Origin of the sequence: Vibrio sp. OPT24, from assembly GCF_015163545.1 — a bacterium.
GTDB lineage: Bacteria > Pseudomonadota > Gammaproteobacteria > Enterobacterales > Vibrionaceae > Vibrio > Vibrio cyclitrophicus.
Genome location: NZ_JADDYI010000081.1, coordinates 39,453 through 62,317, shown reverse-complemented (window position 1 = coordinate 62,317; position 22,865 = coordinate 39,453). Strand labels below are relative to the sequence as shown.

The window sequence follows — 22,865 nt, the reverse complement described above, 5'->3', positions numbered from 1 at the left end:
GCCGATTGTTTGATTATTGACATGTTTGTAAAGTTAGAAGAACAAACAGATAAAGATCACAACTTAGTGACCTCTATCTGAATCTTAACGGCTTAATCCGCTATTGGTTGATTATGACGAGCAGCTGATCTCCATGGCTTTGCCCCACTCAGGAGGTAGAGCCGCTAGATGTTCATAGTCCGGATGTTCCGCATAAGGGTTTGCAAGCACCACCATCAAAGCGTCAATGTCGCTACTATCACCGCGCTCAGCTTTATCGATAGCTAGTTGAGCTAGATAGTTTCTGAGAATGTATTTCGGGTTTACCTGTCGCATGTTTTCGCAGCGCTTTACCACTGAACTCTCTTCTAATTCGCAGCGCTGTAAATAGTTATCTACCCATAGCTTCGCGGCCTCGCGATCGATAACCAAATCAATCACGTCTTGAGGCTTCAATGTATCTAGGTTCGACAGTGTCCTAAAGAACCTTGGGTAATCGACTTTGTTTTGCGACATCAGCTCGAACATAGATTCAAACAAACGACTATCGCCCTCTTGTTTCGAAAGCAGCCCTAACTTACGACGCATCATCTGACTGAAATAACCGTTCATTTGTGGTTCGTACTGCTCTAACGCCGCCTCTAAGTCGGCCTTATCCACCAACGGAGAAAGTGAGTGAGCCAGTGCCGATAGGTTCCACAATCCAATTCGAGGTTGCTGATTGAAAGCATAACGACCTTGATAATCGGAATGGTTGCAGATCAAGCGAGGATCATATTCATCAAGAAATGCAAACGGGCCGTAATCGAAGGTTTGCCCGATGATCGACATGTTATCGGTGTTCATCACCCCATGAGCAAAACCATTCGCTTGCCACAAGGCCACCATTTCTGCGGTGCGGTCAACAATCAGGTTAAACATAGCAGCGTAAGGTTTCTCAGCATCCAAACACTCAGGGAAGTGCCATTCAATCACTTTATCGGCCAACAACTTATGCTCAGCCAATTGATTGGTATAAAAAAGGTGTTCAAAGTGACCGAAACGGATGTGTGATTCAGCAGCACGCACCAACAATGCGCCCCACTCTTGCTTCTCGCGGTAAACTGGCGTGTCACTGGTCATCATGGCTAATGCACGTGTGGTTGGGATATTAAGCCCTGCCATTGCTTCACTACACAGGTACTCACGTACAGTTGAACGAATAACAGCGCGCCCGTCACCCATACGAGAATAAGGCGTTTTACCTGCACCTTTAAGGTGTAAGTCGAACGTTTCACCACATTTAGCAACAACTTGAGCTAATAACAACCCTCTTCCATCACCTAAATCAGGGTTATAAGAGCCAAACTGATGGCCAGCGTATTTCATTGCTACTGGTGAGAATTGATCAGGTTCAACATTGCCCGATAACGTCTCAAGCAATTCCTCAGAAGCATCTTCAAATGACGGAAAGCCGAGTTCATTCGCAAGGTTATGGTTCCATGAGAGCCATTGAACATTACTGAGCGGTGTAGGTTGAATTGGGGTATAGAACAGTCGAGGTAATGCAGTAAATCGATTGTTAAATGAAATAGAATCCCAGACAGACATGAGAGGCACACTGTAGATAAAAGATAACTTAAGATTATCACAGTTTAGTAACAACTTCAGATTGGCTTACGTGTCTAGTTTGTTGAGCGAAAAGGACTTGACTGCTTTGCGAAGAGAAAAATTAGGTGGCTAGACTGATGAGAAGAGCCACATTTACGAGAATAAGAGTTCTGACTTTGAAGACTTTTTGAAAAGTGTATTCATAATAAAAACTGAAAATATAGAGCCGAAAAGCAGGCTACATTAGAGCGAGAATACCCAGAAGAGAAAGAGTAGAGAAAATCCAAGTACGACTGATTACGCCAAAGTTACTGTGTTGAATCATTTCTTGATGCTGCATATGTATCTCCTTGAGAACGTGATGGTGTAACACCAATATATCGACTTTATGCCGATATCAGCAAGCACATTAATATTAACCTTTTATTACAGCATCAAGAATATTCCGTAATCATTCACCTCTATTATAAAACAGAAAGTTATGCTCGGCTTGTCGTCGAAAGCAGTGCACCAGCACCAATAAAGACACCACCAGTCACACGATTAAAAACCTTGGCTCTACCTTTAGCGAACAACCAATTAGATGATTTAGCTCCTAGATAGGCGTAAACCAATAACCAAGATAACTCCATCACAGCGAAGGTCAAAGCGAACACAGCAAACTGAGGAAGAAGTGCTATTGAAGGATCAATAAACTGTGGGAAAAGTGCGGTAAAAAACAAAATCGCTTTAGGGTTACTCGCACCAACAATAAAACCACTGACATAATGCTTTGCAGCGCTCTCTTTAACAGATTGAGAATCTGCTTTTTGATTCGATAATTTGTCATAATCTTGCTGGCTAGAACGTAATGATTTCCAACCAAGGTAGATAAGATAGGCAGCACCAGTCCATTTGATAATGTTAAAAACCAGTTCCGACGAAGCGATAATCACACCCAAACCGGTAAACGATAACGTAAGAATTCCGGTAATCGCGGTCAAGCTACCCAAGGCAGTAAATATTGATAACTTAAAACCAGACTGCACACCCTTGGTCATGCACAATAAAGAACTTGGCCCAGGTGAAGCTGTCAGTATCAGCACTGCTAGTAAATAATAAATCCATGTATCAAAACTCATCGCGAATTCTCCTTAACTCACTAGAACGTCTAAATATTAAGCATCAATATGTAATAATTATTCATATTAAGCAACTAAATACTGAGCGTAACATCTTCGCTCTAAGCGCAAACAGCCTCAATGTGGACAATAAAAAACGCCATACATTGCTGTATGGCGTTTGAATTAATACCGAGAGGGTTTATTCAGTTGTTAACTGATATCCCTATCTAACTAAAACGGTTTAGTCTTTGTAGATTGAAAACTCATCTGCACAAGCCACTAACTGCTCGCGAGTGATCATGAATACGCCATGGCCACCATTTGAGAACTCAATCCAAGTGAATGGAATCTCAGGGTATTGGTCCATCATGTGAACCATTGAGTTACCCACTTCACAGATCAAGATACCATCATCAGTTAGGTAATCTGGTGCGTTAGACAGAATACGGCGAACCAGTTTAAGGCCATCAGTACCCGCTGCTAGGCCAAGTTCCGGCTCATGAGTAAACTCTTCCGGTAGGCTGTTCATATCTTCTTCGTCCACGTAAGGTGGGTTCGATACGATCAGGTTGTATTTCTCTTTAGGCAAATCACGGAAAAGATCTGAACGGATTGGGAATACTTGTTGCTCCATGCCGTGATCTTGAACGTTCTGCTCTGCAACTTGTAGTGCATCCGTCGAGATATCAATCGCGTCAACTTCAGCATCTGGGAAAGCGTGAGCACATGCGATAGCAATACAACCACTACCCGTACACATATCCATGATACGAACTGGTTCTTCAGTTAACCATGGTTGGAACTGAGCTTCGATCAATTCACCAATTGGAGAGCGAGGCACAAGAACACGCTCATCAACAAAAAACTCAAGGCCACAGAACCAAGCTTTATTGGTTAGGTAAGCCGTTGGTGTACGATCATTGATACGCTTGATCACACGTTCAACGATGCGTAAACGCTCGCTGCTCGTTAGACGAGAGTTCATAACGTGCGAGGGAACATCAATCGGTAGATAAAGAGTAGGTAAAATAAGTTGTACCGCCTCATCCCACGCGTTATCAGTGCCGTGACCATAAAATAGGCCCGCTGCGTTAAAGCGGCTAACAGTCCAACGAATCACATCTTGAAGCGTGTGTAGTTCTGATACCGCTTCTTCTACAAAAATCTTATCCAAAATTGTCTCCGAAAAGCGCTACAATACTGCTAATTACGTTTCTAATTAGAATTCATAACCTGATGAGCAAAAAAGACACCGACTTTGATGACGATTTCGCCCTGTTCAACGATGCAGTAAAGGGCGTTAAAAAGTTGCAACAGGATACCATAGTCCAGCAGCCAAAAAGAAATGCCAAACAAAAAGAAATTACTCGAACGGCAAGACAAGCCAGCGATAGCGAGTTTTATTTCTCTGACGAGTTCATTCCGCACCTTAGTGAGGAAGGGCCAACACGCTATGCGCGTGATGATGTCTCTAAATACGAAGTCAAGCGACTGCGTCGCGGTGTTTACGTGCCTGACGTGTACCTAGATATGCATGGTATGACACAACAAGAAGCAAAGCGCGAACTAGGAGCTATGATTGCTCACTGTATTAAAGAGAGCGTAGCTTGTGCTTGCGTGCAACATGGTATCGGTAAGCACATTCTTAAACAAAAAGTGCCTTTGTGGTTAGCACAACACCCAGATGTAATGGCTTTTCACCAAGCACCTTTAGAATTTGGTGGTAATGGCGCACTACTGGTTTTGCTTTCAATTCCTGAGAAGTAACTCTCATTTACTCGACGGGTTTACTTGTTACCGATTAACTCCTTCCCCCAAAGCCAAAACAACAAAGGGCACCTCAATATGATTGAGGTGCCCTTTCTATTTATCTTTGCTTATTGTTGTCTTTAGGATTTCACCAAGCTTTGTCAGCCTATGGATTAATGTTCCAAAGCAACTCGCCCTTTTGTGTCTCAAGGTCAAATTCAATACAAGCTAAACCAGAAGTCGGAAACATGGGCGGTGCCATGCCTGTCGCGAACTCTGCGGTTAAGTAGCCAACTAGAGGTAAATGAGAAACAAATAAAATGGTCTCTAGTTTTTCTACTTCAGCCATAGCTAAAGCCAAATCAAACACATCGTCGGACATACCATAAGGGGTAATATCATCACAGGTTTCTACTTTTTTTCCAGAAAACGCCTGAGAGATCTCTAACCATGTTTCTTGTGCCCTTAGATATGGGCTCACAAGCACTTTATCGAACTGGCTGAACCCTTGCTCATTTGCAGCTTGTGCCACCGCAAGAGACGCCATTTTGCCGCGCTTCGTTAACGCTCGTTCTGCATCCGAGTTAGCAAAATGTTCTGCTTCACCGTGGCGCATTATGAATATTTTCATGTTCAGTCCTGTCTACGTAACATTTCGAAAGTCGATATATCCCATATCAGCGATACGCTACTTAGCGTTTGGCTCTCAATCCAGAGAATCCGCAGTCTATATAAATAATTATATCAAGTCACTTGCTAAAGAGTCCGACTTTCTTAACAATCTTATTAAAAGAAAATAAATCACTGATAAAAATCGATAAAAGTGATTTAGAAGTCGCCAAAAAGCTCTTGATATCCCAAAATATGAACGCAAGGTTTGCACCTCAAATCATCACGTACATAATTTAAAAACCACCTTCTCTGGAGATGCTTCTGTGCATTTAAGCCCTAATGATGAACATCAATACCGTTACCTAACGCTAAATAACGGATTGCGAGTAATGTTAGTTCAAGATCAAAACGCTCAAAAAGCTGCAGCCGCACTCGCCGTTAATGTTGGGCACTTTGATGACCCTGCAGACCGAGAGGGGTTAGCTCACTACTTAGAGCATATGCTATTTTTGGGAACTGAAAAGTATCCAAAGGTCGGAGAGTTCCAAAGTTTTATCAGCCAACATGGCGGTAGTAACAACGCTTGGACCGGAACAGAACATACCTGCTTCTTTTTTGATGTCGAATTGAATGCATTTGAAACAGCACTCGATCGATTCAGCCAATTTTTTACAGCACCACTTTTTAACGAAGAAGCACTAGATAAAGAACGCCAAGCGGTGGATTCTGAGTACAAGATGAAACTCAATGATGACTCACGACGCTTGTACCAAGTTACCAAAGAATTAGTGAACCACAATCACCCATTCTCGAAGTTTTCTGTCGGTAATATCGATACGTTAGGTGACAGAAACGGTGAAACAATTCGACAAGAGATCTTAGCTTTCCACCAGCAACAGTACTCTGCAGATTTAATGACACTGACATTGTCTGGCAACCAATCATTAGATGAGATGCAAAGTTGGGTGGAGAATCGTTTTAACTCAATCACCAATCACAATCTACAAGGTAAAAAGGTTGAAGTGCCTATTATTGGCGAGTTAAGCACGGGCGTACAGGTCCACGTTGAGCCAATAAAAGAAGTTCGCAAACTGATTTTAACCTTCCCGATGCCAAGCATGGATGAGCACTATGGTATTAAGCCATTGTCATTCTTTGCACACCTTTTAGGTTATGAAGGGGAAGGTAGCTTGATGATGCAGTTAAAAGAGAAAGGTTGGATAACCTCACTCTCAGCTGGTGGCGGCGCAAGCGGCAGTAACTATCGTGATTTCACTGTGAGTTGTTCATTGACCATCGAAGGTTTGACCAAAACAGACCATATTATCCAAGCGGTGTTTCAATACATCAAACTGATCGAACAACAAGGCATTGAAGAGTGGCGCTATTTAGAAAAGCGCGCGGTTTTAGAATCTGCATTCCGCTTTCAAGAACCAGCACGGCCACTCGATGTTGTCAGTCACCTCGTGATCAACATGCAGCACTACCAAGAGCAAGACGTGGTGTATGGCGATTATAAAATGTCGCATTTTGACGAAGAGTTACAACGTTCTTTGCTTTCTTACCTATCTGTCGAAAACATGCGTGCGACCATCGTTGCTCAAGGTTTGGAATACGATAGAGAAGCAAAGTGGTACTTTACGCCCTACTCGGTCACGCCTTTCAGCACAGAGCAAACTCAGTGTTTTATGTGCATAAATCCCGGTTGGCAGTTTGAGCTACCCAGCAAAAACCCATTTATTTGCTATGACCTCGATCCGGCTGAGATCGAAGGCAACGCTGAACACCCACAACTATTGGAAGAGCTTGACGGCTTTAAACTATGGCACCTACAAGACCATCAGTTTCGAGTGCCTAAAGGTGTCGTATATATTGCTATCGACAGCCCTCATTCGGTAGCTAGCCCGAGAAACATCGTAAAAACTCGCCTATGCGTAGAAATGTTTTTGGACTCACTTGAAAAAGATACCTATCAGGCTGAAATTGCTGGTATGGGTTACAACATGTATACCCATCAAGGCGGCGTGACTCTGACTCTTTCTGGGTTCAGCGAGAAGCAGCCACAGTTGCTCAATATGATCCTTGAACATTTCCAAGCTCGTAACTTTAGTCCAACACGCTTCGAAACGATCAAGCATCAATTGCTCAGAAACTGGAACAACGCATCGCAAGATCGTCCTATTTCTCAGCTATTTAATGCGATGACTGGAATACTTCAGCCAAACAACCCACCCTATTCCGTTTTGATAGAAGCCTTGGAAACGATAGAGGTCGATGAGCTTTCTTCCTTTGTTCAAGCTATCTTGGCAGAACTGCACGTAGAAATGTTTGTGTATGGCGATTGGCGACAAGCTGATGCTTATAAGATGGCTGAAACACTTAAAGATGCACTGCGTGTTCAAGATCAGGCTTACGAAGAGTCATTGCGTCCATTAATAATGCTTGGTGAAAACGGCAGTTTCCAACGTGAAGTTGTGTGTAATCAAGATGATTCGGCAATTGTGGTTTACTACCAATGTCCGGATATCTCACCTAAAAACATTGCACTGTATTCGTTGGCAAACCACTTGATGTCAGCTACGTTCTTCCATGAGATTCGCACCAAGCAGCAACTAGGCTATATGGTCGGCACTGGCAACATGCCGCTGAACCGGCACCCAGGTATTGTACTTTACGTGCAGTCGCCTAATGCAGCTCCAGCAGACTTGTTAGCTTCTATAGATGAATTCCTCAATGCCTTTTATATGGTGTTGTTGGAACTTAATGACTATCAATGGCACAGCAGCAAACGCGGGCTTTGGAATCAGATTTCAACGCCAGATACGACTTTACGAGGTAGAGCTCAGCGCTTATGGGTTGCGATTGGCAATAAAGATTTGGAATTCAACCAAAGGGATCGCGTACTAGAAGAGCTCAAAGAGCTGACTCGCTCGGACATGATGCGTTTTGTGGTCAGTCAACTTAAACCTCGTACGGCAAATCGTCTGATTATGCACGCGCAAGGTAATGCACACCATGAAGAAGAAAAGCTGTCCGCAGGTGTGGAAATAGGCTCTATTGATGAGTTTCAGTTACGTCCGAAAGATACTGAACTTGGCTAGTAATTCTAGATAAAAAACCGAAGGTTGATGCGGATGCATCAACCTTTTTTATTGGGGCAATATAAAAGCAGATCTCCTATTACGCTCCTTCGTCGCTTTAGGAGATGACGATAGTTTTGATTGAGATGTGTTTGCCCCCTCATTTATCAACGCAATAACTTACTTTTTGTCTCTCGCTCGTTATTCCCGAGAAAGAGGAACAATTGAATCGAGAATCTCATTCCTTTCGCTCACCCATAAAACAGAAAAGCCCGCATCAACTTGATGCGGGCTCAATAATTAGCGTACTAGAGAGTTACTTATAAAAAGACTCATCCAAACCAGCACGTGTCAGTAGGCCATCACATGGTGCGAAACGATCACCGTACTTCTTAGCGAAATCGTTCATCATCTCAACCAGTGACTTAATGCCCACTTGGTCCATATAACGGAAAGGCCCACCTAAGAATGGCGGGAAACCAATGCCGAAAATAGCACCGATATCACCGTCTCTTGGACTACGTATAATACCATCATCCAGGCAGCGAACCGCTTCGTTTAGCATAGGAAGCACACAGCGCATTGCGATATCGTTATCGCTCAACTTAGGATCTGGTTGTAGCTTAAGCAGCTTGTAAACTGACTTATCGACTTCTTTCTTCTTACCTTTGTAAGTGTAGAAACCTTTGCCACTCTTACGACCTTTACGGTTGTCATTTAAAAGAATATCGAACACATCAGGGCCTTGGAAACGATCGCCGAGTTCATTCACTAAAATCGGAATAATCTTCGCTCCGATATCAACACCTACCTCATCTAACAAGGTAATTGGGCCAACCGGGAAACCGAAATCCAGTAACACGCTGTCAAGTTTTTCAATCGGCTCATTCGCCAGTAACAAGTGCGCAGCTTCATTCATGTACGGAGCAAGAATACGGTTCACATAAAAACCAGCCGTGTCTTTAACAACAATCGGGGTCTTGCCTTGCTTCTTCGCTAATGCCACAACTGTCGAAATCGTCTCTTCTGACGTTGTTTCATGAGGAATAACTTCAACCAATGGCATTTTATCTGCTGGGCTGAAGTAGTGAAGGCCCACAACGTTTTCTGGTCGCTGTGCCTTCTCTGCAATCTTGTGGATTGGCAATGAAGAAGTGTTGGTCGCAAAAATAGTCTCAGGTTTCGCATTCGCCTCAATGTCGGCAATCATCGATTGCTTGAGATCAAGGTCTTCAAATACGGCTTCAATCACGACATCGGTGTGATTAAAGCTCGTAAAATCGATGCCACCAGAAAGCTGCAGCATTTTGCTTTCAAGTTCAGCTTTACTCAAAATGCGACGTTTACGCTGCTTGTCGAACAACTTAAAGTTGTAGTTAAGTGCGTTCAGAACGCCTTCGTTGGAAACGTCTTTAATGCGAACCGGCACTTTAGCTTTAGCAACACTAACATGGCTAATACCAGCCCCCATTAGGCCACCACCCAACACCCCAACACGCTTAACGGCTTTAGGCTCTGCGTCTGCACCGTGCTCTTTTTTCATTTCAGTGGTTGCGAAGAAAATCGAACGCAGGGCTTTGGATTCCGAAGTCATCACCAGCTCAGAGAAACGCTTTGCTTCATACTGAAGGCCTTTGTCGAAGCCGTTCTCGAGGCCATAACGAATTACATCAAGAATCGCATCTGCTGCTGGGTAATTGCCGCGTGTTTTCTGATTAGTTTTCTTAGAAGCTTGTTCGAAAATCACTTTACGACCAAGGCCATTACGTGAAATTAGCTTTTCTTTAGTTGAAGCCTGATTTTGAGACGCTAGGCGTTTGCCTTTTTTGCTACCAGCATTCTTTTCAACAAAGCTTTTAGCCACTTCGAGCAAGATAGTTTCCGGAACACAAGCATCGACTACACCTAAAGATTTTGCTTTCTTAGCACGCAACTGCTTACCCGTAAGGATTAAGTCCAGAGATGGCAATAAACCAATAAGGCGAGGAAGACGTTGTGTGCCGCCCGAGCCGGGCAACAAACCTAGTTGGACTTCTGGCAAACCAAGACGAGTTTTGTCTGAATCGGTACATACGCGATAGTCACAGGAAAGAGCTAGCTCTAAACCACCGCCTAAACAAGGGCCATGTATCGCTGCAACCACTGGGTACGGCAGTTCAGACAGAGTTTGGAACATCTCCTGCCCTTGGCGAGCGAGAGACTGTGCTTCATCAGCCGTTTTACACGCATCAAGCATTCTTACATCAGCACCAGCGATAAAGTTATCTGGCTTCAATGAATGTACGATCAAGCCTTTAACTCGACTTTGCTTTTCTTTTAGCTGCTCAAAAATAGCTTTCATTTCTTCAGCAAAAGCGGCTTGCAGTGTGTTCATTTTCTCGTTTGGCACATCGATCGCAAGCCATGCAATATCTTGATCATCGATACTCAGAGAAAACGCTGCTTTCTTATTGGTTGGTTCACTATTTTTCGATTCAATGGTAGTCGCTGAGTCTGGTTGAGTGACTACTTCTTTTTCTTTTTTTGCATCAAGAGTCGTAGACATTATTCTACCTCCAAGATCATTGCTGCACCTAAACCACCAGCCGCACAAGCTGTATTCAGTGCCAAGCCGCCACCGCGACGTTTCAATTCACGTAATGTTTGAGTCATCATACGTGCGCCAGTTGCTGCAAACGGGTGACCATAAGCAATTGAGCTACCCAGGACGTTGAACTTCTCCATATCAATCTCACCGATCGCTTTGTCACGATCTAAATTCTTCTGAGCAAATTCATCGCTTGCAAACATTTTGACGTTAGCTAGAACTTGGGCTGCAAATGCTTCGTGCATCTCGATCAACGTCAAATCTGAAAGCTCGAGGCCTGTGTTCTTCAACACTTGAGAAGTCGCGTAAGTTGGACCCATCAACATATCTGTTTCAACACCAATCGCTGAAAACGCATAACCACGGATATAACCAAGCACTTCTAAGCCTAGTTCTTTTGCTTTGCCTTCTCGCATCAACATCACTGCTGCACCACCATCAGTAAGCGGTGTAGCATTGGCTGCAGTAACACTACCGTACTTTCTATCAAATGCTGGGCGTAATTTAGCGTAACCCTCAACGGTTGAGTCGTGGCGAATATTGTTATCTTCAGCTAGGTATTTTTTATAAGGTGCTGGGAATGCAGTCATCACTTCATCTTTGATTTTCCCCTCTTTCCAGGCTTTAGAAGCCAAAGAATGAGATCGATGAGCGAGTGCATCTTGCTCTTGACGAGTAATGCTATGGGTTTTAGCCATCTGCTCTGCTGTTTGACCCATTGAAAGGCCTGTTGAGTACTCAGCGACAGCTGGTGGGACTGGCATTAGATCTTTCACTGAAAGCGTTTTAAGAATCTTCAGCTTTTGACCCATAGTTTTCGTTTTGCTTAACGCCAATAAATTTGCCGCCAACTTCTTAGAAACACCGATAGGCAATACAGAAGAGGAATCCGCACCACCGGCAATACCGACATCAATCGTGCCCGCCATAATGCTCTCAGTCACGTTAACCGCCGCTTGAAAGCTAGTTGCACAAGCTCGTGTCACACTGTACGCATCGGTATTAATATCCATGCCGGTGCCAAGCACAATTTCACGTGCAATATTTGGCGCTTCTGGCATCTGTACCACTTGACCAAACACAACTTGTTCAATTAGCGCAGGATCGACATCTGTTCTCGCAAGCATTTCACTCACGACCATTTTTCCTAAGTCGACCGCAGGCACTTGACTAAATTCAGTGCTCTGACGAGCGAATGGGGTTCGTAATCCAGCGACAACGGCAACACGTTCTCCAGAACGGGTTTTGACTTCCTGTTTGCCCATGGTTTCTCCTTAAAGTTAAGAGGTCTGACCTGAAGCATTGTAAAGAAGTTGTTAATTAAATCAAACAAGCGTTTAAATAAACGTGATACGAGTATCTCACTGTTTGAAAATTTAACTGTACCTTCAGGCGAACCTTTTGGGGTGAAAGGTTGTCCTAAGAGACTAAACTATTGTTAAAGGGCACTGTTACTACAGTGTTTGGGGATTGTTTTCTTGAGGCAAAAAAAAAACCACACAAAGATGTGTGGTCGGAATGTATATAAAGCAATTAACTTAACGCCAATTGAAATAATCAGTTTCCTGATTAGGAGAAAGTAAAGTCAGCCTTCAAAAGGAAGTGTCGTCTTGCTCAACATGCTAGCCACGAATGACTAACTAGACGACAAGGTGTACTATAGCTTGTTCGAAGCCTTAGATTTTGAAGTAGATCAATTTTCATTGTGATTTTACGATTTCCAGTAAATCGGTAGCTCTAAAAACGAAACACAATATAAAAACAAAGCACAACGTATAGAAGACAGCTATACACAGAGCAATTATGGAGGCTCGTGTGTCGATAATAAAAATGTTTGGAAAGAAAACTGCCAAGCGTCCGGTCAACTCTGATATGGACAAACAAAGAAAATACGAAGCACTCGTGCGTGCCTATCATCGTGACCTGTTTCGCTACGCCTATTGGTTATGCAAAGACAAAACCGTTGCCGAAGACTTAGTGCAAGAGACTTGCCTTCGTGCATGGAAGTCACTCGATAGCCTTCAAGATGAAAAAGCCGCTAAATCTTGGCTAATTACCATCTTAAGACGCGAAAACGCGAGACGCTTTGAACGCAAACAGTTTGATCTGGTTGATATCGACGATCATGGTAATGATGCTAGTGTCAGTGACGACCCGCATCACCAACACCAATGGTTGCAAGCTCAGATCATGAAACTTGAAGTTGATTACCGTGAACCACTCTTTCTACAAGTCATTGGTGGATTTAGTGGTGAAGAGATTGCCGATATTCTCAATCTCAACAAAAACACAGTAATGACACGTTTATTCAGAGCTCGAAATCAGTTGAAAGAGATGCTGGATACAGAAGAGGCAGAGAGGGGGCAACATAATGGATGATTTAGAATTTCGTCGTCGTGTTTTGTCGGAACCTAAACAACGAACACCAGATATTATCAATGCAGTAGCAAACAGCGAAGCCAATAGTCATTTCTTAGACGATGTACTATCGCTTGATAAGCAGATCCATTCAGCAATGAATGTGGATGTGCCAGATGATCTTGCCGATCGCATTCTATTCAATCAGACCTCAAGCGAAGAGAGTAAAGTCGTAAGACCTACTTTTGCTCGTCGAGCAATGGCGATGGCCGCTTCAGTGGCGTTTGTTGCGGGCTTATTGGTTGGACAGGTTAATTGGGGAAACGCACTGGTTGCTCCAGCTCAAGCAAGTTTGGTCGATACTGCGATGAAACATGTTGTTGATGAAAAAAGCTTTGTGAGTTCAATCGACGAACAAGTGACATCACAACAAATCAACGCAAAAATGAATCCATTTGCTTACCAGTTTGATGAGGCATTCCCTTATCATGTCTACTACCTGAACCACTGTGGTTTCGGGAAGTCCAATGCAATGCACATGGTTTTCCAAGGTGAAAAAGGCAAAGTAACGCTATTTTTAACAGGAATTCCAACAGACAAATCTGTCGACTTTGACGAAGAAGGCATGTCTGGTTCGGTAACACCGATCGATAACAGCAGCCTGATCCTCGTAGGTGAAGATGGTGAGAACGTTTCTAAAATCGCCGAAAAGCTGACAAAAATCATCAAACCTATGGGCTAACACTCCTCTTAAGCCCCGTTACCAAAAGGCCCAGCAATTATACTCTTGATATTGCTGGGCTTTATTTATAAACAAACCACAAAACTATTCACCACACCAATACCTCTAGAGTTAAAACTCTAAAAAACAGTATTTCTCACCATTTTCGTGCCAGATAGGCGTCATTTCCATAATTTTCCACTCAAAATTCTCAATGGTCGGATTTGTATATCGTATACTTGCGAATAGGATCAGCCACCATTGAGCAATTGCTCAAATTAATCGCCCTGTAGAGGCGGATATATAAAGGAATAAATGAATGACTACCAACAACACGCGTCTGTTTAAAAAGTCTCTTTTAGCAGTAACAATTACACTGGCGTCTTCGCAAGCGATGGCAGCAGGTTTCCAACTTAACGCACAATCAGCAACTGGCATCGGCCGTGCATTCGCTGGTGATGCAGTAATCGCAGATAACGCGTCAGTAATGGCACGTAACCCTGCAGCAATGGCACTGTTTGACAAAACTGAGCTATCTCTTGGTTTTGAAAGCATCACTTCAATGATTGAAGTTAAAGATACAACTTACACTTCAGCACCTGGTGGTGTTTCCGACGTAGATGATGTAGGTGACACCTCTATCGCACCCAATATCCACCTTATCGTGCCTGTAAACGATAAATTTGCTTGGGGTGTGAATGCATACTCAAACTTCGGTACTAAAACTGAATTCTCAGATAACTATGAAGCATCTGAATTTGGTGGTTTGACTGATGTAATGAGTATCAACTTTGGTCTTGCTGGTTCATATCGCCTAAACGAGCAGTGGAGCTTTGGTGCTGGTTTAGACCTTATTTACGGTCAGGGTACAATGAAGCGAGAGGCATTCAGTGGTTCACAGGTTGCCACACCTCTAATTGACGTAGATGAAGCTGATGGTTGGGCTGTTGGATTTAACCTAGGCACTGTCTATGAACTTGATGAAAATAACCGTTTTGGTCTAGCTTACCGTTACAGTCCAGAGTTGACGGCTAAAGATGATAAAGGTCAAGAGATTACACTACCATTACCAGATATGGTTGAATTCTCAGGTTTTCACAAACTTGAAGACACTAAATTTGCTGTGCATTACTCAGTACAATGGATCGGCTGGGGTGACTTCGACCAAATCGAATTTAAGAACCTTTCACAAGGTGCAATTCCAGGCTCATATGACAAGAATTATCAATGGCAAGACGGTTGGCACTACGCTATCGGCGGTACTTACTACCTAAATGACACTTGGACACTACGTACGGGTTATATGTATGACACGAGCGCACAAGACTCAGTAACATCTATCTCAGTACCAGATTCTGACCGTCAATGGTTCTCAGCTGGTTTCACTTACCACATCAATACAGCATCTAATGTAGACTTTGGCTTTACATACCTACTAGGTGATGATGTTGATGTTAAAGAAACTGGTATTGGCGGACAACTAAACGGCACTACACACGCTGATGCAATCCTACTGGGCCTGCAGTACAGCCGTAGCTTCTAATATAATCGAAGTTAATAATCTCAAAGGGTCGCATTACGCGACCCTTTTTTGTTGTCTAAACTACTGACTAACTTCGATTTAAGCTTACACTTGTAGGCTGCAAAGGCAAAATATGCCTACAAGTGTACGCTCAAATTTCGCAACACGGCCGAAACATTTAGATTATTTCTCTAATAATTAAACACATTTACTCATTTAATCCCTAAAACACTGTTTTATTCGAATTTCATTTTTAAAGTAATGACTCTAAAAGTAGAATCACGCCACTAAATACTTATGATTCAGCGAACATAATAATGAAAATGAATAAGACCCTTCTATCTACTGCAGTGGCAGTTGGACTACTTTCGACTTCTACCGTTACTCACGCGGCAGGCTTTCAACTAGCAGAATACTCAGCAACAGGCCTAGGCCGTGCATACGCTGGTGAGGCTGCAATGGCAGACGGTGCAGATGCTCAATGGCGTAACCCTGCAATGCTGACTTACCTAGAAGGTACACAAGTTTCTGTTGGTGGTATTTACGTTAACCCTAACATTGATGTTAAAGGTGAAGTAAACCACGCTCACCCAGCATTAGGTACAAGCCAAGCATCTTCAAACGATTTCGCAGATGACGCTATTATCCCGAATCTTTACATTTCTCACCGTTACAACGAAAAGTTTGCTATCGGTTTTGCATTTGGCACGAATTACGGAATGGAAACGAATTTAGGTGACGACTTCAACGCATCTCATTTCGGTAACGAAGCAAGCGTAATCACTAAAGAAGCTAACTTAAACTTCGCTTATCAAGTTGTTGAGCAAGTAAGCATTGGTGGCGGTATCCGTTACGTTATGGGTGAAGGCAGCTTCGGTGCAACAGCACCAGCGAAAAATGCAATTGGTCTAGATTCAAACCAAATGCCGATCTCAGCTCCAGAAGGCACTACACTGAAATATATGGAAGGTGAAGACACCGCTTGGGGTTGGCAAGTAGGTACAGCGTGGCAGATCAACGAAGACCACCGTATCGGTTTTGCCTACAAGTCTGAGGTTGAGCTGAAGTTAGAAGGTCACGCAGAAGGCATCGGCTTTGGCATGACACCTGGTCAACGTGACAATGGACATATGATGTTAGCACTTCCTGCAACAGCAGAGCTTGCAAGTTTCCATCAACTCACTAAAGCACTTGCAATCCATGCTAGTTTTAACTGGACTGACTGGAGTTCTTTCGAAAAATTGCAAGCTGAGCTAGATACATATGGTAGCCATACAGTTAAGGTTGAGAATTGGGAAGATAACTATCGCTTTGCTGTAGGCGCAACTTACCAAATTGCCCCTAAACTGGCACTACGTACAGGTGTGGCTTACGATACTTCTGCAGTTAGCGATAAAAACCGTACTATCACTATTCCAGAAACTGACCGCACATGGTTAAGTGTTGGTGCTGGTTACCAATGGTCTGAACAGCTTTCATTGGATGCTGGCTTTACTTACATCATTGCTAAAGATGCTCCCATCACAGAATCTCGCGGTTACGCATCTGACGATGCAGCCGAAGCTGTTGGCGGCCAATTTATTGGTACAACAACGGGTAATGTTTGGCTAGTTGGTGTACAAGCTAACTACCGCTTCTAATCTGTTTTACTTAATCTAAAGTAACAAGCATTAAAAAGGCTCGATGTTGTATTAACATCGAGCCTTTCTTTTGTCGATTTTCTAAAACGTATTTCTAGTAATCTTCTAGATAACCATCAATGAAGTCTTCTTCTTCGAGATCAAACTCTTCAGGTTCAATTTCGGCTTTAAAGTCACGACGTTGAATGTAGACCTCACGAGTCAAAGCATATGGATCTGGCGAGTCGTCCAATAGTGATTCTTGTGACACTAACTGAGCGCGAGTCTCCATACCTTCAAATGCCCACTTACCTAAGCTAGCCCAAAAGTTCAAAAACGATAGAGGGACATACAAACCATCGACGGTTTCAGTTACTTCACGCGTCGTTAGTGGACCATAACCCGGCACCATAAAATACGGACCATTACCTACCCCGTAATGACCAATCGCATCAGAAAATGATTTGTCGTCGTACTTGGTGATCCCTGCTTCGCTGGCAATATCGATTAAGCCTAACAAACCAATCGTTGAGTTAATCCAAAAACGATTAAAATGGTCGAGTGCTTTTTCACCATTGCCCATAATGAGGTTGTTCACCATACTTGATGGCTCGTCTAAGTTGGCTAGAAAATTGGAAATGCCAGAACGTATTGGCACAGGAGTATAGTCAACATAAGCGAGAGAAACAGGGCGAACCAAATAAGGATCTAGATATTCGTAGTTGATATCCCACATCGCTCTGTTGAAGCCTTCAAAAGGATCGTTCGGGTGGGACTCTTCGACGTATTCAGAGGTTTCGAAGTTATCATCGTTAACGCTTTCGTCCGGCGCGCTAGAGCAACCCACCGTTAAGCTTGCGATAAATAATAAACTCGAGAGTCTTAAAACACTGATAGACATATCACCTTTTCCATAAGGAATAATAAAAAAGGCCAGCAATCGCTGGCCTCAATTGTTTGCGTAAGTCTATACCGTTTATCGCAAAATCGGAATAGCTAACACCTATGCAAACTGATGATTAATATTGCTTATTGATGTTGATAGTCACTGGAGCACCCAGTTCAACCACTTCACTTTCACCGTACCAATCACCATCGCGAGTTGAAACGTTGCCATCTGTATCAAGCCTAGCTCGAACCATCAGAGTTTCAAGGCTAGACAGCTTCAGACCTTCCATCATGCTATTGCCGTCATCGAGCACAACAGTACGAGGGAAAGTACCCAATGGGTAACGAGCCGCAGCGATAGGCATTGGTGAGCCATCAGCTCTGTGTACTGAAACAACCAACACAGACTTAGGGTCAGCGTTCACATCAGCGGCCAATTCAAGCGTTACTGCAACACTTTTACCTTGGTCAACACCCATGGTGTCGCCCATTTTCTTCTGAGCACTTTCAATACTGCGTGACAACATTTCGTAACGGCTATCTTGTGGACCAATCATCTGCTGCATGATGCTCCAGTACTTAACAGCACCAGGATAATCTTGACGTTCAAACGAATCGAACGCTAGCAAAGAGAATACTCGAAGGTCTACATAATCGTTTTGAATCAAACGGCTCAAAATCAGACGAGCTTGGTTTTGATCGGCTTCATCTGGTGAAAGCATCAATGCCTGTGCGAAACCTAGTTGAACATCTTCATTCTTAGGTTCAAGTTTGTAAGCTCTTTCCATAGAATCTTTTGCCGTTTCAGCATCACGGTTTGCGAGCGCAATACGACCAAGCAACAACCAACCCGTTGAATCTTTTGGTTGATAGTGAAGTCGAGTACGAAGTGCTAAAGTCAAATCTTCAAGCTCATCATCCGTTAACGCACCACCTTCCGATGACATCAACTTTTTAGACAACTCGGGAAGATTCGAGCTCACTTCTTGCCAGTGTTGAACCTTATCTAATGCACCGAACTGAAAGTACATGCCATAAGTCACAACCAGAACCAGAATCACAGAGGGTACTACCACACCAACCGTAGAGATTTGTGTTTTTGCCGTATCTTTCTGTGTTGGAACATCATCAAGTAGAGACTGCTTTAGATCTGCGATCAACTCTTGCTGGTTGTCAACAAGGCCTTCTTCTGCTTCTACTTCTAGTTCAACTAAGCGATCTTTATAGAACGCTTTATTCAACTCATCGCGAAGCATTTCATCATTGTTGGCCTTCTTATTAATGAACGGCAGAACAATAAGCAAAATCGCCGCTAATGAAAGGACAACTGTAGAAATCCAAAATAGAGTCATTACTTCTTATCTCCGTCGTTCTCTTCGTCGAGTAACGCTTTTAAGCGAGCTTCTTTGTCTGCATCCCAGTCTTTATCTGACTCTACTGCTTTCGACTTTGACTTTCTGCTTCGTAAAATGATCAAACCGAATCCAAACACAACAACCGAAAATGGGCCGACCCAAAGAATCGATGTTGCTAGCGTCAATGGCGGGTTGTAAGTCACAAAATTACCATAGCGCGCAATCATGTAATCAATGATGTCTTGCTTCGATTTGCCGTCTTTCGTCATCTCATACACTTTTTGACGCAAATCGACCGCAAGCTCTGCGTTCGAATCACCAATCGTGTTGTTTTGACATTTCGGACAACGAAGCGTGTTACTCAACTCTTTGAACTGTTGTTCTTGGTCAACCGTATCAAATTCATGAAATTCGATAGGAGCTGCTGTTACCGACGCAGATATAGCAAAAGTGGCGAACAACGCTACAAGTGTCTGTTTAATCATTTCGCCTCCTCCAATAACTCTTGGTACATCGGTTGGAGTGTCGCTGCCCAGTTTGTTGGATTAACATCACCAACGTGGCGGTAACGAACAACACCGTTAGCGTCAATTAGGAAGGTCTCAGGAGCGCCATAAACACCAAGATCGAGGCCTAGCATGCCATTGCCATCAAATAAACTGATCAGGTAAGGGTTACCTAACTCTTTTAACCAACCTACCGCTTTGTTGCGATCATCCTTGTAGTTAAGACCAATGATCTTAACGCCTTGGTCAGACAGCTTGTTCAGATAAGAGTGCTCTGCATAACAAGTAGGGCACCAAGTGGCCCACACATTAAGAAGCAGTGGCTCACCTTTGAAAATCGCTTGATCATGAAACTTACCAGGTTGTTCCAAATCTTCTAAACCAAACTCAGGAACAGGCTTACCGATCAATACTGATTCAAGCTTAGTCGGGTCATCGCCTGACTGGTTGCGCATTAATTGCGTTGCAAAGATTCCAGCGAGAACCATAAACGCGATCAAGGGAATGAATAAAATCTTCTTGCTCATTCGAATTAAGCCTCCTGCTCTTGAGCCGACTTTTTCGTTGGCTTGCGGAAACGGTAACGACGGTCACTGATAGCGATCACACCACCAATCGCCATGATCAGCGAACCTGCCCAAATCCAACGTACAAATGGTTTGTAGTAAATACGAACAGCCCACGACTTGTTATCGTCTAAACGCTCACCCATTGCGATATAAAGGTCACGTGTTACGCCACGGTCAATCGCTGCTTCTGTCATCATAGACTTAGCTGTGGTGTAGAAACGTTTTTCAGCGTGAAGCGTGTTGATGTACTTGCCTTCTTTGGTAATTTCAAAATCAGCAATATAGCCATCGTAGTTAGGACCATCTTTGTCACGAACGCCTGTGAATAGGAAGTCGTATTCTTCAAGTTGGTAGCTTTCACCTGGCGCCAGACGTACATCTCGTTCGATGCTGTAGTTTTGCACCATCGCGATACCAATCACTGTCACGGCTAAACCAATGTGACCACACATCATTGCCCAGTGGCTACGAGGTAGCTTAGTTAGACCTTTCAGGAATGTGTGACGGTGAGTCGCACGTTCATACAGCTCAAAACCGTGCATGAAGATAATCCAGAATGCCATTACCCAACCAGCAAAGGCAGTACCACTGAAGCGGTCAGCCAGTAAAGCAACTATTAGTGCGCTCAAGCCAAGTGAAAATACACCAGAAACCAGCATAGGTTTAACGAGCTTTGACAGGTTGTCTCGTTTCCAGCGGATCAGTGGGCCGATGCCTAAAAGGAAAGAGAACGGAATCATTAACCAGAAGAACAACATGTCAAAGAACGGAGCACCGATAGATACTGAGCCTAAGCCTAGCTGTTTGTGAACTAATGGTAGTAGCGTACCGACTAACACAACGACAAGCGCTGCAATCAATAAGATGTTGTTGCCAAGTAGCGCGTTTTCACGAGAAACCAGATCGAAGTTACCGCGAACGCGAACGGATGCGCCTTTAACAGCAAACAACAGCAGTGAACCGCCGATAACAAAGACTAGGAAACCTAAAATAAACATACCACGAGCAGGATCTGACGCGAATGCGTGAACAGAAACCAAAATGCCCGAACGAACTAAGAATGTACCTAGTAAGCTTAGTGAGAATGCAGAGATAGCCAGTAACACTGTCCAAGCTTTAAATGTGCCACGCTTTTCTGTTACCGCTAGCGAATGCATCAATGCAGTACCAGCCAACCAAGGCATAAATGAAGCGTTTTCTACTGGATCCCAGAACCACCAGCCACCCCAGCCAAGTTCGTAGTAAGCCCACCATGAACCTAGTGCGATACCTACCGTTAGGAACAACCATGCGGCAATTGTCCAAGGGCGCGACCAACGAGCCCATGCCGTATCTAAACGACCGCTCATTAGAGAAGCAATTGCAAAAGAGAACGCTACAGAGAAACCTACATAACCCATATAAAGCATTGGCGGGTGAATAATCAAACCCGGATCTTGCAATAACGGGTTCAAATCACGACCGTCGACAGGAAAGAAAGGCAATGTACGTAGGAACGGGTTAGACGTTACGATAATGAACAGCAAGAAGCCGACCGTTATCAAGCCCATGATAGCCAGTACGCGAGCCACAGACTCTTGAGGCATACCACGGCTAAACGTCGCTACTGCTACCGTCCAACCTGCTTGAATAAGAACCCAAAGCAGTAACGAACCTTCGTGAGCGCCCCAAACGGCAGTAATACGATAGTACCAAGGCAGTTGGCTATTCGAGTTACTTGCTACGTATTGGATTGTAAAATCATTGGTGTAAAACGCGTAACACAGGATAAAGAACGAAATCGCTAAGAATCCGAACATGCCCCACGACAACGGTCGTGCGCTATTCATTAATAATGTGTTATTTCGAGCGGCTCCATACAATGGGAGCACGCTGAGCAGCAATGCAAGTCCCAAGGACAGGATCATCGCAAAATGGCCGATCTCGGCTATCATTGAGCATTTCCTTCTTTTTGTTCAGTCGTGTATTGCAAAGGCTCATGGGTTTTCTTCATTGCTTCTGCAACTTCAGAAGGCATGTACTCTTCATCATGCTTTGCCAATACCTCGAACGCTTCAATTGTCGTCGCGTCTTTAAGGACACCTTGAGCAACAATACCTTGGCCTTCACGGAAAAGGTCAGGAAGGATGCCATCGTATAATATTGTTACTTTAGGGCCGACATCAGCCAAATCGAAGCTTACACGCAATGATTCATTGTCACGGCTTACAGAGCCAACTACGACCATTCCACCAATGCGTAGACGTTGACCCACTTCTGGTTTTTTACCATCTTTTCCGTTAACCAGCTCAGTTGGTGTATAGAACAGATCCATGTTCTGGTTAAGTGCGTAAACCATCAATCCAACAGTCGCACTGATACCAAAAAAGATCGCTAAGATAATGCCTAGCCTCTTTTTACGTCTTGGGTTCATAGAGTGTTCTCCATATTTTTTGCTGCATCGATACGAGCTTGACGATCAATCTTAGCTTGTACTTCATTAAGTAATTGCTTACCACGACGAACGCTTACCACCAGTAAGACGATCATCGCGAGGAAAGTGATTCCAAATGCACTCCATACATATGAGGCGTAGCCACCCATGGCAAAGAAATCACTCAAAGATTCAAAATACATAATTACCTACC

General features: G+C 43.7%; 19 protein-coding genes. 6 read left to right on the top strand and 13 right to left on the bottom strand.

Going from position 1 to position 22,865, the window contains the following annotated elements:
• Window positions 1–111: 111 nt before the first annotated feature.
• The 3 genes from IQO02_RS20595 to prmB form a co-directional block, all read right to left on the bottom strand.
• Window positions 112–1,569 carry a protein adenylyltransferase SelO gene (locus IQO02_RS20595; protein ID WP_010439449.1) on the bottom strand — a complete coding sequence of 486 codons (1,458 nt, stop codon included), beginning with the start codon at window positions 1,567–1,569 and terminating at the stop codon, window positions 112–114.
• Between the two features lie 479 nt (window positions 1,570–2,048).
• Window positions 2,049–2,690 (bottom strand): LysE family translocator, encoded by a 642-nt coding sequence (locus tag IQO02_RS20590; protein WP_010439447.1) that lies wholly within the window; start codon window positions 2,688–2,690, stop codon window positions 2,049–2,051.
• Between the two features lie 223 nt (window positions 2,691–2,913).
• A complete protein-coding gene (gene prmB, locus IQO02_RS20585) occupies window positions 2,914–3,846 on the bottom strand; it encodes a 50S ribosomal protein L3 N(5)-glutamine methyltransferase (RefSeq protein ID WP_010439444.1) in 933 nt (310 codons plus the stop codon).
• 62 nt (window positions 3,847–3,908) lie between these two features.
• On the opposite strand from prmB, the gene smrB reads away from it, so the two are divergent.
• Complete coding sequence (gene smrB, locus IQO02_RS20580; protein ID WP_010439442.1) at window positions 3,909–4,439, top strand: endonuclease SmrB; 531 nt, start codon at window positions 3,909–3,911, stop codon at window positions 4,437–4,439.
• 148 nt (window positions 4,440–4,587) lie between these two features.
• Here the strand turns inward: smrB and sixA are convergent, their stop codons facing one another.
• Complete coding sequence (gene sixA, locus IQO02_RS20575; RefSeq protein ID WP_010439440.1) at window positions 4,588–5,052, bottom strand: phosphohistidine phosphatase SixA; 465 nt, start codon at window positions 5,050–5,052, stop codon at window positions 4,588–4,590.
• Between the two features lie 304 nt (window positions 5,053–5,356).
• On the opposite strand from sixA, the gene IQO02_RS20570 reads away from it, so the two are divergent.
• Window positions 5,357–8,134 carry an insulinase family protein gene (locus tag IQO02_RS20570; RefSeq protein ID WP_029189366.1) on the top strand — a complete coding sequence of 926 codons (2,778 nt, stop codon included), beginning with the start codon at window positions 5,357–5,359 and terminating at the stop codon, window positions 8,132–8,134.
• 295 nt (window positions 8,135–8,429) lie between these two features.
• Here IQO02_RS20570 and fadJ read toward each other — a convergent pair whose 3' ends face one another.
• Complete coding sequence (gene fadJ, locus IQO02_RS20565; RefSeq protein ID WP_016792935.1) at window positions 8,430–10,658, bottom strand: fatty acid oxidation complex subunit alpha FadJ; 2,229 nt, start codon at window positions 10,656–10,658, stop codon at window positions 8,430–8,432.
• Window positions 10,658–11,965, bottom strand: coding sequence for an acetyl-CoA C-acyltransferase FadI (gene fadI, locus IQO02_RS20560; protein ID WP_010439432.1), 1,308 nt, complete (start codon window positions 11,963–11,965; stop codon window positions 10,658–10,660). Before fadI ends, fadJ begins: the two co-directional genes overlap by 1 nt.
• A 565-nt stretch (window positions 11,966–12,530) precedes the next feature.
• On the opposite strand from fadI, the gene IQO02_RS20555 reads away from it, so the two are divergent.
• The 4 genes from IQO02_RS20555 (at window position 12,531) to IQO02_RS20540 (ending at window position 16,941) form a co-directional block, all read left to right on the top strand.
• The gene (locus IQO02_RS20555; protein ID WP_010439430.1) at window positions 12,531–13,079 is read left to right on the top strand and encodes a sigma-70 family RNA polymerase sigma factor; all 549 of its coding nucleotides are present in this window, start codon (window positions 12,531–12,533) and stop codon (window positions 13,077–13,079) included.
• Window positions 13,072–13,800: a DUF3379 domain-containing protein gene (locus IQO02_RS20550; protein WP_010439428.1), complete on the top strand. Its 729-nt coding sequence runs from the start codon at window positions 13,072–13,074 to the stop codon at window positions 13,798–13,800. The genes IQO02_RS20555 and IQO02_RS20550 overlap by 8 nt, the downstream gene beginning before the upstream one ends.
• A gap of 298 nt (window positions 13,801–14,098) precedes the next feature.
• Complete coding sequence (locus IQO02_RS20545; RefSeq protein ID WP_016796969.1) at window positions 14,099–15,322, top strand: outer membrane protein transport protein; 1,224 nt, start codon at window positions 14,099–14,101, stop codon at window positions 15,320–15,322.
• A gap of 296 nt (window positions 15,323–15,618) precedes the next feature.
• The gene (locus IQO02_RS20540; RefSeq protein WP_016796968.1) at window positions 15,619–16,941 is read left to right on the top strand and encodes an outer membrane protein transport protein; all 1,323 of its coding nucleotides are present in this window, start codon (window positions 15,619–15,621) and stop codon (window positions 16,939–16,941) included.
• A 94-nt stretch (window positions 16,942–17,035) separates the two neighbouring features.
• On the opposite strand, the gene IQO02_RS20535 is transcribed toward IQO02_RS20540, so the two are convergent.
• The 7 genes from IQO02_RS20535 to ccmD all read right to left on the bottom strand — a co-directional run bounded on the left by IQO02_RS20535 (window position 17,036) and on the right by ccmD (window position 22,854).
• Window positions 17,036–17,821, bottom strand: coding sequence for a VacJ family lipoprotein (locus IQO02_RS20535; RefSeq protein WP_010439421.1), 786 nt, complete (start codon window positions 17,819–17,821; stop codon window positions 17,036–17,038).
• Window positions 17,822–17,939: 118 nt separating this feature from the next.
• Entirely contained in the window at window positions 17,940–19,160 is a 1,221-nt protein-coding gene (ccmI, locus tag IQO02_RS20530; protein ID WP_010439419.1) for a c-type cytochrome biogenesis protein CcmI, read from the bottom strand.
• A complete protein-coding gene (locus tag IQO02_RS20525; RefSeq protein WP_010439418.1) occupies window positions 19,160–19,648 on the bottom strand; it encodes a cytochrome c-type biogenesis protein in 489 nt (162 codons plus the stop codon). The genes ccmI and IQO02_RS20525 overlap by 1 nt, the downstream gene beginning before the upstream one ends.
• Window positions 19,645–20,196, bottom strand: a complete 552-nt coding sequence (locus tag IQO02_RS20520; RefSeq protein WP_010439416.1) for a DsbE family thiol:disulfide interchange protein — start codon at window positions 20,194–20,196, stop codon at window positions 19,645–19,647. Before IQO02_RS20520 ends, IQO02_RS20525 begins: the two co-directional genes overlap by 4 nt.
• A 5-nt stretch (window positions 20,197–20,201) precedes the next feature.
• The gene (locus IQO02_RS20515; protein ID WP_016767066.1) at window positions 20,202–22,172 is read right to left on the bottom strand and encodes a heme lyase CcmF/NrfE family subunit; all 1,971 of its coding nucleotides are present in this window, start codon (window positions 22,170–22,172) and stop codon (window positions 20,202–20,204) included.
• Window positions 22,169–22,651: a cytochrome c maturation protein CcmE gene (ccmE, locus tag IQO02_RS20510; protein ID WP_009848524.1), complete on the bottom strand. Its 483-nt coding sequence runs from the start codon at window positions 22,649–22,651 to the stop codon at window positions 22,169–22,171. The genes IQO02_RS20515 and ccmE overlap by 4 nt, the downstream gene beginning before the upstream one ends.
• The gene (gene ccmD, locus IQO02_RS20505; RefSeq protein WP_010439411.1) at window positions 22,648–22,854 is read right to left on the bottom strand and encodes a heme exporter protein CcmD; all 207 of its coding nucleotides are present in this window, start codon (window positions 22,852–22,854) and stop codon (window positions 22,648–22,650) included. Before ccmD ends, ccmE begins: the two co-directional genes overlap by 4 nt.
• Between the last annotated feature and the right edge of the window lie 11 nt (window positions 22,855–22,865).

Bases quoted from the DNA above. Each gene is read 5' to 3' on its own strand.
- IQO02_RS20595 (WP_010439449.1), bottom strand. From the start codon at position 1,569: ATGTCTGTCTGGGATTCTATTTCATTTAACAATCGATTTACTGCATTA.
- IQO02_RS20590 (WP_010439447.1), bottom strand. From the start codon at position 2,690: ATGAGTTTTGATACATGGATTTATTATTTACTAGCAGTGCTGATACTG.
- smrB (WP_010439442.1), top strand. From the start codon at position 3,909: ATGAGCAAAAAAGACACCGACTTTGATGACGATTTCGCCCTGTTCAAC.
- sixA (WP_010439440.1), bottom strand. From the start codon at position 5,052: ATGAAAATATTCATAATGCGCCACGGTGAAGCAGAACATTTTGCTAAC.
- fadJ (WP_016792935.1), bottom strand. From the start codon at position 10,658: ATGTCTACGACTCTTGATGCAAAAAAAGAAAAAGAAGTAGTCACTCAA.
- fadI (WP_010439432.1), bottom strand. From the start codon at position 11,965: ATGGGCAAACAGGAAGTCAAAACCCGTTCTGGAGAACGTGTTGCCGTT.
- IQO02_RS20555 (WP_010439430.1), top strand. From the start codon at position 12,531: ATGTTTGGAAAGAAAACTGCCAAGCGTCCGGTCAACTCTGATATGGAC.
- IQO02_RS20550 (WP_010439428.1), top strand. From the start codon at position 13,072: ATGGATGATTTAGAATTTCGTCGTCGTGTTTTGTCGGAACCTAAACAA.
- IQO02_RS20545 (WP_016796969.1), top strand. From the start codon at position 14,099: ATGACTACCAACAACACGCGTCTGTTTAAAAAGTCTCTTTTAGCAGTA.
- IQO02_RS20540 (WP_016796968.1), top strand. From the start codon at position 15,619: ATGAAAATGAATAAGACCCTTCTATCTACTGCAGTGGCAGTTGGACTA.
- IQO02_RS20535 (WP_010439421.1), bottom strand. From the start codon at position 17,821: ATGTCTATCAGTGTTTTAAGACTCTCGAGTTTATTATTTATCGCAAGC.
- ccmI (WP_010439419.1), bottom strand. From the start codon at position 19,160: ATGACTCTATTTTGGATTTCTACAGTTGTCCTTTCATTAGCGGCGATT.
- IQO02_RS20525 (WP_010439418.1), bottom strand. From the start codon at position 19,648: ATGATTAAACAGACACTTGTAGCGTTGTTCGCCACTTTTGCTATATCT.
- IQO02_RS20520 (WP_010439416.1), bottom strand. From the start codon at position 20,196: ATGAGCAAGAAGATTTTATTCATTCCCTTGATCGCGTTTATGGTTCTC.
- IQO02_RS20515 (WP_016767066.1), bottom strand. From the start codon at position 22,172: ATGATAGCCGAGATCGGCCATTTTGCGATGATCCTGTCCTTGGGACTT.
- ccmE (WP_009848524.1), bottom strand. From the start codon at position 22,651: ATGAACCCAAGACGTAAAAAGAGGCTAGGCATTATCTTAGCGATCTTT.
- ccmD (WP_010439411.1), bottom strand. From the start codon at position 22,854: ATGTATTTTGAATCTTTGAGTGATTTCTTTGCCATGGGTGGCTACGCC.